This is a genomic window from Dysgonomonas sp. PF1-14 (assembly GCF_029892965.1).
In the GTDB taxonomy this organism is placed as follows: Bacteria; Bacteroidota; Bacteroidia; order Bacteroidales; family Dysgonomonadaceae; genus Dysgonomonas.
Genome location: NZ_JARXWN010000009.1, coordinates 19,439 through 35,547 on the forward strand (window position 1 = coordinate 19,439; position 16,109 = coordinate 35,547).

The 16,109-nt window shown below is 40.9% G+C and carries 9 protein-coding genes; 6 read left to right on the forward strand and 3 right to left on the reverse strand.

The window, feature by feature from the left end:
* The first annotated feature begins 1,406 nt into the window (after window positions 1–1,406).
* The 6 genes from M2448_RS11830 to M2448_RS11855 all read left to right on the forward strand — a co-directional run bounded on the left by M2448_RS11830 (window position 1,407) and on the right by M2448_RS11855 (window position 10,055).
* A complete protein-coding gene (locus tag M2448_RS11830) occupies window positions 1,407–3,335 on the forward strand; it encodes a hypothetical protein (RefSeq protein WP_280646287.1) in 1,929 nt (642 codons plus the stop codon).
* Between the two features lie 191 nt (window positions 3,336–3,526).
* Window positions 3,527–4,909: a Gfo/Idh/MocA family oxidoreductase gene (locus M2448_RS11835; protein ID WP_280646286.1), complete on the forward strand. Its 1,383-nt coding sequence runs from the start codon at window positions 3,527–3,529 to the stop codon at window positions 4,907–4,909.
* 738 nt (window positions 4,910–5,647) lie between these two features.
* Window positions 5,648–6,604: a phosphatidate cytidylyltransferase gene (locus M2448_RS11840; RefSeq protein WP_280646305.1), complete on the forward strand. Its 957-nt coding sequence runs from the start codon at window positions 5,648–5,650 to the stop codon at window positions 6,602–6,604.
* Between the two features lie 7 nt (window positions 6,605–6,611).
* Window positions 6,612–7,283 carry a lysophospholipid acyltransferase family protein gene (locus M2448_RS11845; RefSeq protein WP_280646285.1) on the forward strand — a complete coding sequence of 224 codons (672 nt, stop codon included), beginning with the start codon at window positions 6,612–6,614 and terminating at the stop codon, window positions 7,281–7,283.
* A 71-nt stretch (window positions 7,284–7,354) separates the two neighbouring features.
* A complete protein-coding gene (locus M2448_RS11850; RefSeq protein ID WP_280646284.1) occupies window positions 7,355–8,722 on the forward strand; it encodes a sigma-54 dependent transcriptional regulator in 1,368 nt (455 codons plus the stop codon).
* Window positions 8,723–8,729: 7 nt separating this feature from the next.
* Window positions 8,730–10,055 carry an ATP-binding protein gene (locus M2448_RS11855; protein WP_280646283.1) on the forward strand — a complete coding sequence of 442 codons (1,326 nt, stop codon included), beginning with the start codon at window positions 8,730–8,732 and terminating at the stop codon, window positions 10,053–10,055.
* A 504-nt stretch (window positions 10,056–10,559) separates the two neighbouring features.
* On the opposite strand, the gene M2448_RS11860 is transcribed toward M2448_RS11855, so the two are convergent.
* The 3 genes from M2448_RS11860 to M2448_RS11870 form a co-directional block, all read right to left on the reverse strand.
* Entirely contained in the window at window positions 10,560–12,902 is a 2,343-nt protein-coding gene (locus M2448_RS11860) for an FtsX-like permease family protein (RefSeq protein ID WP_280646282.1), read from the reverse strand.
* Window positions 12,903–13,010: 108 nt separating this feature from the next.
* Complete coding sequence (locus M2448_RS11865; protein ID WP_280646281.1) at window positions 13,011–13,691, reverse strand: ABC transporter ATP-binding protein; 681 nt, start codon at window positions 13,689–13,691, stop codon at window positions 13,011–13,013.
* Window positions 13,692–13,718: 27 nt separating this feature from the next.
* On the reverse strand, window positions 13,719–16,109 hold the full coding sequence (locus tag M2448_RS11870) for an ABC transporter permease (protein WP_280646280.1): 2,391 nt from the start codon (window positions 16,107–16,109) through the stop codon (window positions 13,719–13,721).

The window sequence follows — 16,109 nt, forward strand, 5'->3', positions numbered from 1 at the left end:
GAAGTTGAGTAATCTTAATAAGATAAATTTTGAAACAGCTATAATCCGACAAATTATGTAGATCAATTACCTCTAAAGGGAAATATATCTTAATTCCCTTCCATTATTCAATTAATGAAATCGCACCCTAGCACTTCATGCTTATTGAGAGCATTGAATTCTACAAAAGGGTTAGTTCATCACTATTAATCCCACAAGTTGTCACTTTATGCAAAGAAAAGATTATACTTAGAGTCTGTTTAAATTTTATTCGTTCAGATTTTTAGAGCCATTTTGGGAATAATTTATTCTTTTTTGAGGTGATAATAGCGGGCTATTTAAGCCGATAAAAGGGATAAATTAAACCAAAAGAGCCTAAAAATGAATGAAAAAGAATCTATAATAAAATATTTTGGTAAAATTTAAACAGGCTCTAATTATTTTAAAACAAAGTTATGTTTTTCGAACAATGCCAATATTGCACTTCATGAAACAAAAATAAATAAATTTCCCATTAACACACATATAAAAAATATTAATTATCGATAATGACAATAATAGCAAACACACAAACAACTATCAAACGAAATAGACATCATTTTATACACTATTCCCACATATGAACAATTCATGAAATTAAAACAAGGGATCCTTACCATTAACGATTAAAGAAACATAAGCAATTGTCATTAAGCGCAAAATATTAAATAAAATATTAATTATAAATATGTTATATCGACTAATATAATATAAAAACACAATCATCCTTAAGTTTAAACTATTCACTTATCAGCGCTTTAAAGACAAATAAGAAAGTAATTAACAAACTAGTAATAAACAGATTATATAAAAAGATTGTTAATTATTATATGAATGCGAAGAAGAAAAATATGTAGTTTAAAAGCAAGTCATAAAATGCAAATAAACAAGCAACATAACACTAAATACGACAATAGAAAACAAAATAATGTCAATATATGAACCATTTGACCAAACTAAAGATAATACTTTTGTACTAATCTATTTAGCAGAAGACAATAACGTTTAAAAATAGAAGACTAAGAAGACAATAGTATTTTAAAGAAGACAAATATCATTAAATTTTGAAACAATCAAAAGACAAATTACAGTTTTTTCTCATAATCATGCATCACTATAGCACATAGTGGTAGTTATCACCGTTAAATAAATGTATTAAAAAAACAGAAATAAACATACATAGCTCAATGCCTGAAGAGAAACGAGGGTGTATTACCATACTGACAACCAAATAGTTGTCATAATTTTCAATATTTATCTATCCTTCATTACCCTACCTTCTGCTTGCGAAGCTAGAAGTCAGAAACTTCAGCGCTTTGAATTCACAAAAAAGACAAAAATAAATAACTATATGAATTTTAATACTTAACTAAACTAGTAAAAAGAAAATGAAGACAAAACTATCGGTCTTATTATTAAATGCTTTTTTAATAATCAGTAGTTTGGGCGGGATGAAAGCTCAGGTAACTATCGGTCACTCCGAAGCACCGGAAAAACATGCTACTTTACAAATTAAAGACCAGACGGCGACCAGTACGGGCGGTGTTACAGCCAAAAATGGGGGACTTTTACTTCCGCGTGTAGAATTGGAGAATAAGTACCAGTTACTACCATTTTATCAGGGAGATACAACAGACACAGATTACAAAACAGTAACTAAACCGGCACACACAGGACTGATCGTTTACAATCTGAAAGAAAGCGATGAAGACGAATTATGTCTTGGATTTAACCAATGGGACGGTGGACAGTGGAATTGTTTCCAGTCTAAAATGGGAAATGCAATGGCTACGCTGGGTAGTTGCGACTCGCTGCAATTCGAAGGTTTATATCAAAACGAAGTACCATTGGATGGCGGAAACTATATGACTATTGCACTACATGTATCAAAAGCAGGTGCATATACCGTTACTGCAACTACAGAATCCGACAACGGATACTATTTCACAGCAACAGGCGTATTCATGGCTACCGGATATTACTTTATTTCGATACCGGGTGCAGGAACACCAAAAAATCATACCGAAGATAAGCCTACCGGTGACAAAATGAAAATAACTTTCAACGGTAAGGTTATGGATAAGTGTGACAAGTATGTAGATGTGAAAGACTCTTCGAAAAAACCATTATATACGATGGATTGTGCTACTGCTAAGGCAAATGGTATATATACACTAAATAAACCGTTGGACAAGGCAACGAACACAATTACATTGTTTCTGGATGTGGATATAACCGCTGTAGGTGCAACCTATGTTATCGAAACAGATGTTGTAGATGGTATATCCTTCAAAGGATCAGGACAGTTAAACTCTGTGCGTCAGGAAGTAACGCTTTATCCGGCGGACGGTTCTGTACCGACAACTACTGATGACAAAACTTTGATAATCAAATCGAATAGTACACGATCTGTTGCAACCTGTAAGGTAAAAGTAACCACTGTAATACCTAAAAAGAAAGTATTTGTTATAGGCGATACATCCGCATACGGCTACAACTTCACTGTACCGGGCGCACGGTCGAACCAGATAGTAACAAGTACAGCAAACTTTGGTGTGCTTCCTACCAGTACGTTCAAAGCAGAAGGTTTCGAATTTGTATTGCCAAATACATCTCACAATACAACGCTCAATGCAACAGAATTGGAAACAGTAAGAACTCAGCTATTAACGAACAAAGTAGACATCTGTGTACTTACACACAATGTATATATGACTCAGGAACTTTCCAATATAGTTGTAGAATATCTGAGAAAAGGAGGAGTTGTGATTGCATACAAACAACATAACTATGACCTGACTCCATTCTTTAAAACTCTTTTCAGCGATGAAGATGGAGCAATAAGCACAGGTACTATCAACGGAGCCGGTGCCGTATATCAGATGACAACAGCTGTGAACGATATGATTACAAATGGCCCTTTCGGTGATGTACGCGGCGAGTACTGGGGAGAAGACTCTTCGGTAACAGCCCGAGCTTCCGGCCTTCCAGGCTCAGCAATAGATGTGTACACTGCCGGTTACGACTGGTCGAATAATACAGCCAATACCGGTACAGTAACAGGTTTCAAACATAAAACACTCAACTTTGTTTGGTTTGGCGACTGTGGATTCCTTTCGGGAGATGGTGGAACGAGCACAACCGCCTGTCCTCTCAAAAACTCAGGAGCGCCGGACTACAAGCCTGCAACAAAGACTGGATTCGGACGTGGAACAGCAGCAAACAGAAAAACAGTAAGTAACGCCATCATTTTTGCCAACACACTGGCATGGGCACTTACTCAGGCTGAATTTAACGGAATAAATACAGTGAAATAAATCTAATCCAGTTAAGATTATAAGCAGAAGAGGCGGAAAGAAAATTCTTTTCGCTTCTTTTTTTGTTATCAGACTATATCAAATTAATCTCTATTTTTTCTTAACAAATTATAATTTTAAAGAATCAATGAGTACATTTAATACCTGATAACTGTTATCTAATAAATTCAATGAAAAACAATTTTTAGATCATGAAAAAAATCACATCAATTTTACTGAGTTTATTTACTGCAGGGACATTGGCTTTATCGGCACAAGGTCTGATAAAAACTCCTACCCCTGTCCGCCCTGCCGGACAGACAGATGTACTCGAACTAAAAACCGCCCCTATCTCCACTGTACGTGTAGCCTTCATCGGACTGGGCATGCGTGGACCCGGTGCCGTGCAACGAATGACGCACATCCCGGGAGTAGAAGTAGTAGCATTGTGCGATGTCCTCGAAAAAAACACAAAGAAAGTAAATGACATGCTCGAAAAAAGAGGTTTCCCTAAAGCTCAGGAGTTTTACGGAGACACATCGGTTTGGCGCAAAGTAACAAAACTGCCCGATGTAGACCTTATATATGTAGCCACCGACTGGAAATCGCACGCGACTATAGGCATACAGGCGATGAAAGACGGCAAACATGTAGCTATAGAAGTACCATCGGCTATGACTATGGACGAAATATGGGGTCTGATAAATACTTCAGAGCAAACGCGTAAGCATTGTATGCAACTGGAAAACTGTGTATATGATTTCTTTGAACTCACCACACTGAATATGGTACAACAAGGACTGCTTGGTGAGGTAATGCACGGCGAAGGAGCATATATACACGGCCTGCAACCATTCTGGGATGAGTACTGGAACGACTGGCGCATGGACTTCAACAAAAAACATCGTGGCGATGTGTACCCGACACATGGCTTAGGCCCTGTATGTCAGGCTATGAATATACATCGCGGCGATAAGATGAACTACCTTGTGTCGATGGATACAAAAGCGGTGAGCAATCCTGCCTTCCTCAAAAAAGACAGAAAAGAAAATATAGATGCCAAAAATTTCCGCAACGGCGACCACACCATGACAATGATACGTACCGAAAAAGGCAAAACGATCATGATTCAACACGATGTCACATCTCCGCGCCCATACAATCGTATGTACCAGATATCGGGGACTAAAGGGTTTGCAAACAAATACCCCGTACAAGGATTTGCTCTGGGTGGAGACGAGATAGGTTCTGACATTGCCCCTAACCACGAAGACCTCAACGCACACAGTTTTGTGTCGCCTGAGGTAAGAAAAGCATTGATGGAGAAATACAAACATCCTATTGCAAAAGATATCGAAGAGCAAGCTAAGAAAGTAGGCGGACACGGTGGTATGGACTTTATCATGGATTACCGCCTTATCTACTGCCTGCAAAAAGGGCTTCCACTCGATATGGATGTATATGACCTCGCCGAATGGTGCTGTCTGATACCGTTGACCGAAATATCCCTCGATAATAACTCCGCACCTGTAGAGATTCCTGATTTCACACGAGGAGGATGGAACAGATTGCAAGGATTGAAGTTCGCAGAATAAGATATGCAGAAACTCAGGCGAAAAGTGCCTGAGTTTCTATATTTAACCGGCTCTACCTTGCTACCAATACCGTAACACTTACCGAAGTAGTACTCGATAAGGTAGCTACTACATGGGAAGTTATCAACTTTTCTACTGAAGAATCTTCCGAAGAAGGCTCTAATGGTAGAGCTGCACAGGCTATCGATAACGATGAGTCTACATTCTGGCATTCTAACTAGACTAGTGGTTCCTCGCTACCTCAACACCTCGCATTCGATCTTATGCAGGAAGTAGTACCTACAACTCTTATATACTATGACCGCTTAAATGATACCAGAGGTACTACACTGGCCAAAGTGGAAGGTAGTCTCGACAATGTTACATGCACGATTTTGGCACATTCCCAGCCGAAGCGTCTAATAACGGCGCTAAGACTTGTCCTTTGTATAATGTAACCAAAGTACGCTATATCCGTTTTACTGTAACGACCTCTAACTCGGGACATGCTATGATACGTAATATCTAAATCAGAGCATTGGTACAAGAACAGACGGTATTGTAGTACAGAACAAATACAGACCGGAATATATGGCTGCTTCATCATTGGGGCAGCCATATTTGTTTAGAGAAAGAGGAATCCCTACCGGAAACAGGATACGAATAATCATAATAAATGGCTTCATTATTTGGAGAATATCTGCTATTTTTGTTTCGCAATCGATATATTTCATATTAGAACAGCAAACCGGCACAAAAATGAGAGAATACATCGACCTATTGTTTCCATCGCTCAACGATGAACTGATTTCCGTAATACTCCTTATTACAGGTTTACTTGCCGTAGTATCTCTGGGCTTGTTTATTACGGGGAAAGTCTATCCGCAAATGAATCTGGGCGAACTCAAATCACGTACAAAGTCATGGTGGATCATGTCGGCCATACTGTTTGCAGCTATATTTATAAGCTACAAGCTATCTTATCTGTTCTTTGCATTCCTGTCCTTTGTGGCATTCAGGGAATTGTATTCGGTACTCGGTTTTCGCAATTCAGACCGCAGGGCAATCTTCTGGGCTATTCTGGCAATACCCATCCAGTACTATCTGGCATATATAGCATGGTACGGTGCATTTATCATATTCATTCCGGTTGTCATGTTTCTGCTGTTGCCTATACCAATGGTACTCAAAGGAGAAGTACGGGGAATCACCAAGTCTATGGCATTGCTGCAATGGATACTCATGCTGTCGGTATTCGGTATCAGCCATCTTGCCTACCTGCTATCCCTACCCGATCTGCCCGGATTCAATGCCGGGGGTCGCGGGCTGCTTATGTTTCTTATCTTTCTCACCGAGATAAACGACATCATGCAGTTTGTATGGGGAAAACTTCTGGGTAAACACAAGATAGTACCGAATGTCAGTCCTAACAAGACATGGGAAGGCTTTATCGGCGGTGTTGTAAGCACCATTGCCATCGGTTATTTCCTTGCCTTTCTTACACCGCTATCCATACCACAGGTATTACTCATAAGTGCCCTTATTGCTATCGGCGGATTTGCCGGCGATATAGTGATCTCAGCCATAAAGCGAGACAAAGGCATAAAGGACATGAGCGATACCATACCCGGACACGGAGGTATATTCGACCGTATAGATTCCCTTGCATATACGGCACCTATCTTCTTCCACTTTGTTTATTATGTAGCTTACTGATACCGGCATGAAGAAACGTTTCCTACAATCATTCTTTCTACGCATTATATATAAAGGTTTCTTCCTGTGGTTTCTGAGATTGATAATAGGTGTACGTTTTGGTGATAACAAATGCCTGAAAAACGAAGAACAGTTCATTATACTGGCAAATCACAGCAGCCATCTGGATACGCTAAGCCTGCTGGCATCGCTGCCGGGTAAAACAATATGGAAGGTAAAACCTGTTGCCGCCGAAGACTATTTTGGCAACACCAGGCTTAAAGCCGCATTCAGCAACTACTTTATCAACACACTGCTCATCAGCCGAAAAGGAAACAAAGAAGGAGATAACAACCCCATAAAAAAAATGCTCGACACATTAGACGAAGGCTACTCGCTCATACTATTCCCCGAAGGTACACGCGGCACTTCCGGCCATATGGACGAAATGAAACCGGGAATTGCACGCATCCTTTCCGTCCGCCCACACATCAAATATATACCTGTCTATCTGACGGGCATGGGACGTTCGCTGCCCAAAGGTGAAATATTGGTGTTGCCCTACGAGGCATCGGTTAACTACGGTAAACCTACATTAGCCAACAGTAGCGATATAGATGAAATCATGCGACAAATAGCTTCAGACTTCAGAGAGATGGAAGACAGATACCGCATGCCTGTTGACGAAGATGAAGACTGAATGTCGTATCCGATGAGGGCGATATACATAATTATTTCTTACATTTGCCATACTGACTAACGAACCCTGATATGAAGAAAGGAAGCATCCTCATTGTCGACGATAACAAGAACGTGCTGAGCGCTCTGCGCATACTGCTCAACAATTACTTTGAAGAAGTACACCTGTTGTCGTCCCCCAATATGCTAGTCTCCATGCTCAGGGAAAAGAGTCCCGACATCGTATTGCTCGACATGAACTACTCTGCCGGCATAAATACAGGCAATGAAGGCCTGTACTGGTTGTCGGAAGTGAAAAAGATAGACGCCGAACTTCCTGTCGTATTGTTCACAGCATACGCCGATATAGAGCTGGCAGTGAAAGCACTGAAAGAAGGTGCCAGTGACTTTGTGGTCAAACCCTGGGACAATGCCAAACTGCTGGCTACACTGCAATCGGCTCTGGCTCTGCGCCAGTCGAGGAAAGAGGTGCAGAAGCTGAAAGAGAAGCAAAATATTCTCAACTCGGAGCTGAACAAGGAGAACGATGTCTGCTGGGGCAAGTCTGAAGTCATGCAGAATCTGCTGTCTATCATAGAAAAGGTAGCCCGTACCGATGCCAATGTGTTGATAACCGGAGAGAACGGTACAGGAAAGGAGGTTATCGCCCGTAAGATACACAGCATGTCGCTGCGTTCATCCGAAACGTTGGTGAGTGTAGACATGGGAGCCATTACCGAGACCCTGTTCGAAAGTGAACTCTTTGGGCATGTGAAAGGTGCATTTACAGATGCGCGCGCCGACAGAGCAGGAAAATTTGAAGCGGCTGACAAAGGCACGCTCTTTCTGGACGAGATAGGTAACCTGAGCTATACGCTACAAGCTAAACTACTTACTGCCCTGCAATCGAGGCAGATAGTACGAGTGGGTAGCAATAAACCGATCCCTGTAGATATACGCCTCATAAGTGCGACTAACCGCAACCTGTTCGAATCTGTCAACAATAATGAATTCAGAGAAGACCTACTATATAGGATCAACACTATCCAGATAGAAGTGCCGCCACTGCGCAACCGCAAGGAAGATGTATCGCTGCTTGCCGGATTCTTTCTCAGACAGTTCTCCAGAAAGTATAACAAACCGGGACTGTACCTGAGCGATGATACTATAGCCAAGCTCGAAAGCTACTCGTGGCCGGGAAATGTACGTGAGCTGCAACATGCCATCGAAAAAGCCGTTATACTGAGCGATGGTACAGAACTGCGACCATCAGACTTCTATATGCGGGACACAGGTGATCAGCAAGTTATGATAGAGTCCATTACGTTGGACGAAATGGAAAAGATACTGATAGAGAAGGCGTTGAAACGATATGATGGAAACATATCCGCTATTGCTTCCGAACTGGGGATAACCCGCCCTACCCTATACAACAAGATGAAAAAGTACGGACTTTCATAAAACATACATGTTCAAGTCGATAGAATATAAGCTCTTCCTGTACGTCTGTCTGCTCATAGCAGCAGTTGCAGCAGCGACCTATCTCTTCATCAAGGCAGAATATGTATATGCCATAAGTTCAGTTTTTGTGGTCTTGCTATCTCTCTACAAGCTGTACAGGCACTATCTTAGGTTCAACCAGAATATACTGTTCCTGCTCAATGCGCTCGACAACGGCGATTATTCCTTCAACTTTACCGAAGACCGCTTATCGCAAAGAGAGAAAGAACTCAACCGGATGATGAACCGGATCAAGGATATACTGAGTCGTGCGCGCAAAGAGGTTATCGAAAACGAAAAGTACCTGAGCATCATTGTAGAAAGTGTATCTACAGGTATTATTATATTGAATGAAGACAATAATATAATGACTACCAACAGTGCTGTAAACCAGATACTCGGACTGCCTGTCTTTACCCACCTCAATCAACTGAACGTAATAGATAAGAACCTACCTGACACATTCCGCTCGATAGAACCGGGTAACACCGCATCGCTAAAGATAACTAACGAACGCGAAGAGAAGCAGATAAGCATACAGGCATCTAAAATAACAATGAAGAAGGGCGTGATGAAAATAATCACCCTCAGCAACATAGGTAATGAGCTGGAGGCCAAAGAGATGGAGTCATGGATACGGCTTATCCGCGTGATGACTCACGAAATAATGAACTCCATAGCCCCTATCACCTCGCTTAGCGAAACGCTACTCTTCTCCTACAAGGCAAAGCAAAATGTAACGCAAGACGAGTCTGTACAAAATACGATAGAAGCCCTCGATACGATCAATACCACAGCAAAAGGACTTATAACGTTCGTAGAATCGTACCGCAAGTTCACCGGAATACCTAAACCGCAATTGCAGGATATAGACCTGATACCATTGCTGGAAAAAACAGTATTACTGTCGTCATACGAAATCAAGAACAAAGACATAGAAATAGAGATTCGCCCGCACGCTCCGTCTTATATGCTGAGCGCCGACGAGGCACAGATTACCCAGATACTCGTCAACCTGATAAAGAACGGTATAGAAGCTATCCATCAGGATAAAAAAGGCACAATCGTCATAAAGACAACCGAAACGGACAACCGTCTAAGTATCGACATCAGCAACAACGGTGAACCGATAGCCGACGATATAGCACCTCATATTTTCATTCCTTTCTTCACCACTAAAGAATCGGGTAATGGCATCGGACTGAGTGTATCACGCTACATAATGAGGCTGCATGGCGGCAATCTGAAACATTATACCAAAGACGGGTGGACTGTTTTCAGTATGACATTCTGATCCGGTTATCTTTTTTAACTAAAAGCTGACAATCTTTACTAGTTTACTAGTTTTTAGTGTACTAGAAAAAAGGCATTTGAACTAGCAAGCTAGAAGGCTAAAAAACTAGTAAACTCCATTTTAACTAAAACCTTACAAGAGTTACAAGTTTGACTCGCCTTCGCTTCGTCGATTTTGACTCCGTCGATTTTCAATTCAATTCAATTCATCGCCCTACGGGTAGTTACAAGTATTTAACTTTGCATCTTCGCGTCTTTGCGTGAGACAATTTTAACTAAAACCTTACAAAGCTTGCATACTTTCCTTTATTTCTCACCTATTTGGCTCTGCCGATTTATCAATTCAAAGATCGCTTTCCAATGTTAACTATTGACTGATCACTGTTAACTGAATATATCCTATAGATAAACTTATTCCCTGAAAATAAGAAGGGGAGCAAAAGAATATTCAATATGAAATTCTAATGCTTCCCCACTCTCCAATCAACCTTAAAAGGAAAGTATATTATTCATTATGTATTGCATCCACAGGGTTCTGATTAGCTGCTTTCCATGTCATCCAGCTTATCGAAAGTAATGTCAGAAGCAACACCATACATCCTGCTAAGAGGAATACCCACCAGTCGAGACTGATCTTATATGCGAAATTCTCGAGCCATTTATTCATTGCATAGTAAGCTATAGGTGAAGCTATTGCCAATGCTATCGCTACATAGATCAGCGATCCGGTATTGAGGTTCAACAATATCTCACCTACAGTAGCACCATTCACTTTACGGATGGCTACTTCTTTGCGCTTTTGTCGTACAATGTAGAGCGACATGGCAAATACTCCCATGACCATGATAATGATGGTAAGTGCTGCAAAAGCAGACATAATGGCTACTGCTTTTTGTTCTTTCTGATAATTGTCACTGATAATATCGTCTGTAAACTTCGCACCGCCCAACATCTCTCCACCACTGTAGTTCTTATATTCGTTCTCTACCAGTTCGGCTGTTTTATACCGGTCTGCACCTGCCGATATTTTTACAATAATATTCCATGCCCTTTCATTCTCTCTAAGCATACGAATACGAAGAAGCCCTGTTTCGTGGTGCAAAGTTTTGACTTTGAAATCGCTGAGAATACCGGCAATCAGGAATTTTTCCTCACCACGTACTGATCCGAATATAGCCTCCTGCGTAGCCGGGTCTGGGCGAAGGGCATTGTAAGCTTTACGATTTACCCAATATGTATTTTCGGTAGGTTGCACATCGGTAGGGTCGATAGTAATGCCATAAATTTTAAAAAAAGCAGAGTCTACATACAATTCCTGAAAGCTGAATTGTTCACCATCCCTTTCGTACGACATGTTATTGCCTCCATCGAGAGGTGTTCCGCACGTATAAGAGACCAACTCTACACCGGGTATAGAATTCAGCTTTGCTTTGAAGCCGTTCAGTTGTTCCTGATTCAGATCATTGTTAGCCATTTCCAGAATGCCTTCTTTATTGAAACCCAGATCGTAAGTCAACAAAAAATCGGACTGCTTCTGCATAAAGAAACAGCATGTCAGCAGAATTATAGAGACTGTATATTGGAAGATTATCAACACCTTAGAGTAATTGGATTTCACCTTTCGGCTCAGTGTACCTTTCACCACTTCTATAGGATTGAATCCCGATATTACAAGTGCCGGAATCAGTCCGGATATGATAGAAATAGACAGAATAAAGATCAAAGAGAAACCGATAAATGACGGTGTTATTTTCTGTGCCAGTTCCAGTTTTGTATTCAGGCTATTGTCGAAAAACGGCTCGGTAAGAAAAGCCAATGCAAGCCCAATAAAAAACGTAATAAAGGTTATGACAAAAGATTCGGCAAGCAGCTGCACTATCAGATCGCGACGCTCACAGCCCAGTAGTTTTTTTATAGCAGTTTCTTTTCCTCTGAATCCCGACTGGGCAACCGTAAGATTTACATAATTGAGTAAAGCTATGATAAGGATAAGAAAGACTATGCCGATATATACATTTATAAGGGTACCGCTATTCAGGCGCAGGTCGCCATAGCCCGATCGTTTAACATTCAGATAGACATCCTTTAGTGGTATAAGTTTCAGATCATTGGTAAATCCGTCTCTATAGAACCAGATATCTTTTTTCAGCAAGTCTAGTATCATCGGTATTTTAGGCTGTATATCAGCACCCTCTTTTGTTAAGAGGAAAATAGAGAATCCAAAATTACCGGAGGTTTCAAGTACCCAATTTCCCCAATAATTAGTAATGGAATTATAGTTCACTACAAAGTCGGCATCGGGTAAAGTAGTATTTTGGGGAATATTCTCCATAATGCCGGTAACCGTATGTTCCAGCCCGTCGATCACCATTGTTTTTCCGACAGGACTAGTACCGGCAAATGCTTTGTTGGCAAAATCACGAGTCAGTACGACCGATTTGCGGGCTGCCAATACCTGTGAAGGGGTTCCCTCTATCAGATCGAAAGTGAACACACTGAAAAATGTGGAATCGGCAAACAAACCTGTTGCGTTAATTATGCTCTCACCCTTCTTGCCTACCGACACCGGACGCCCATGAGTGCGGACATATGATTCTACTTCGGGACACTGATCTTTGACAAGCTGAGCTACGGTATTGCCAAAATTATATTCATCATCGTGTGTCATCAGAAATATGCGATCCCTGTTTTTCTGAAAATTGTCGTATGATCTTTCCTGCTGTACATAGATACCCAGTATGATCACAAACATAAGTGATACTGAAAAACCAAACATGGATACAAATGTGTACAGTTTGTTTTGTAACAAAAACTTCGCGTATATTTTCAAATCTGCAAACCTCATCATTTTTTATTTTGTGTATAAAATACAAAAGGGGCAAAAAACACACTTAAAAACGCAAAGTATATCTTATGCGCCCTTTTGTAGAGAAAATATGGAAACTATTATAAATAACTACATTCTGCTTTCGACCTCCGTTACTATCTGTCCGTCGAACAGATTTATAGTACGGTGGGCGAACGAAGCATCGTGCTGCGAGTGGGTTACCATCACGATGGTAGCACCCTCTCTGTTCAGTTCGGTGAGCAAGTCCATCACATCTTTTCCGTTCTTCGAGTCCAGATTACCGGTAGGCTCATCGGCAAGTATCAACTTCGGATTGGCTATTACGGCACGGGCTATGGCTACACGCTGCTGCTGTCCGCCCGATAGCTGATTGGGAAAATGCCCCGAGCGGTGTCCAATACTCATCCGCTTCAGTGTTTCTTCGACTCTTTGTTTTCGTTCCGATGCTTTTACTTTCAGGTAGGTAAGCGGAAGTTCTACATTCTCGAAAACGGTCATTTCCTCTATCAGGTTAAAGCTCTGGAACACAAAGCCTATATTTCCTTTTCGGGTGAGTGTGCGGTCTTTCTCTTTGAGGTTGCCCACTTCGGTTCCGTCCAGAAGGTAATTGCCCGAAGTCGGATTATCCAGCAATCCGAGTATGTTCAGCAATGTAGACTTGCCACAACCCGATGGCCCCATGATAGTGATAAATTCACCTTTGCGAACGTGCATCGATATGCTGTTCAATGCCATAGTTTCAATCTCTTCCGTACGGAATACCTTTCTTAAATCTTTAATCTGTATCATAACATTTATTTTAAATTTTTTTATTTATTATTCGTTTTTCAGTGAATCTACCGGATTGGCTGTTGCCGCGCGCCAGCTTTGCCAACTGACGGTAACCATCAAAATGATGAGGACTACCATCCCGCTCAGCAGGAATACCCACCAGTCTATGGAAGTTTTGTATGCAAAATTATCGAGCCAGCGATTGATAATGTAATAAGCGACAGGCACCGCAATGACAAAGCATATAGCAAAAATCTGCATATACGTTTTGTTGAAGAGCAACAGCACCTCCTTCACAGATGAGCCTAGTACCTTACGGATACTTATTTCTTTCTGTCTGTATTCGCACTCAAAAACAACCAGACCGAATACTCCTGCAACAGACAAGATTATAGCCAACAGGCAAAACAATGTAATAGCAAACTCCGATTCCTTCTCCCGTTTATATAAGTGATTGAACACCTCATCGTAGAATTCCACTTTTGCAGGATAGGCCGAATCTATCTCTGCAATCGTTTTCTCTACAAAAGTTGCAATCTGTGCTATATTAGCTCCGGCTTTTATCTTTACATAAGAATACATCTGCTGATTGTGATCATTAAAAACAAAAACCATATCATCTACCTGTCGTCTGAGTGAAGCAAACTTAATATCATCTATCACCCCCAAAACCTGTCCGTCCCCATCTTCTCGCATCCATTCCACATCAATAAAATCGCCGGGACTGATATTATATTTTTTATGTAATGTTTTATTTATCAGATATGATACCTTATAGCTGTCAGCTTTTTCTACATTTTCATCAGGCAGCTGACCTTCAAGTACTTTTATACCCATCACTTCCGGAAAATTCCACGATACGGATATAGAATAGAACCCGATATGATTATCACCATATTTTGCTCCCCATGTACGGTAGTTGTCGCTCGCTCCAAATCGTTCCTGAGCAAAGGCGACATCAACGATATCGGGATTTTCTTTCAGTTTGTTCACATAGGTGTTTTTGTTTTTTCCGGCTAAATTCTGGTTTAGCTCTACTATGGCTACCCTTTCGGTATCATAACCAAGCGTATATTGCTGCATATATTTGTTCTGCTTGTAGATAAATGCCGAAGCTATAATCAGGACAATGGATATAAAGAACTGAATCCCTACCAGTGTACTCCTCAGCTTTTTGCCTGAAGCAGATAATCCGAAAGAACCTTTCAGCACCAGAGCCGGAGATTGTGAAGTCATATAATATGCGGGGTGTATAGCTGCCAGAATGCCTACTGCGACAGCCACCACGCCAACAAGAATTATCAGAATCAGATTGTCGCCAAACGAAATATTATCGGAGTTGATAAGATGGCTCGATCGTGTAGTGTACAGAACGTACACTATCAAAATAGCCATAACATAAGAGATCAGAGCTGCAATGACGCCCTCACCCAGCAATCCCATGCGTAGCGAAGCATCTGTACTGCCAAGCACTTTTCGCGTATTGATACTCTTTATGCGCATCGGTGCCAGAGCCATATTGAAATTCATATAATTGATAGCTGCAATAAAGATTATAAGTATGCCGATACATATAAGAATAACCGGAGTGAGAGGATTCCCGCTTTTTACAACTAACCCATCCTGAAATTCGTTTCTAAAATATATCGATTCCAACGGTGTAAGCTCTGCTGATAGGTCTGTCAAATCAACCTTACTAAAATCAAAATGTTTATTGAAATTTTCTGCAACATCAGCCGCATCAACACCCTTATCAAGCATTACATAGCAAATATTATTCTGACTCTGATAGTCATTAACAGCATAATTATCAGACATCTTCGTATATATAGCATTGTGTAACTGTGTGTTTTCAGGAAAATCTTTATATACACCGGCAATCGTAAGTGATCCTCCCTTTTGCTTACCCCACAGCTGGCCGGTTAATAATATCTGTTTCCCTATGGCTGATTTATCTCCGAATATCCGTTTTGCCATCGATACAGGTATAATTACATTCTCGGGAGCATTCAGGCAATCGGCCTGTCCTTCAGTCATTACGAAATTGAACATCTCCGTAATCTGAGGATAACAGGTTACAAATTCTTCCTTAAAACCTTTCTGAACCCCGTTTTCCTCTATCATAAAATAATTCACACCCAGATAAGGAACAAGGATAGTTGCGGCTTTGATATGCGGAGACGATTGTATAAAGTCATCGATAAACCCGCGCGAATGAATTATGGCAAACTGGTCACCTACTTTAAGGTTTCCTTTATCCAGCCTGTATATCTGCGATGCATTCGGGTGGCACTTTTCGTAGCTATATTCAAAGTTTACCTTCATTATTATGATGAGAAAGGCGGCAAAGGCTACTGTAAGTCCCAGTATATTTAATACCGAAGAAGTTTTAAACTTCCTCAGAGTGTATAAGAAATTATTTAATAATGCTCTCAT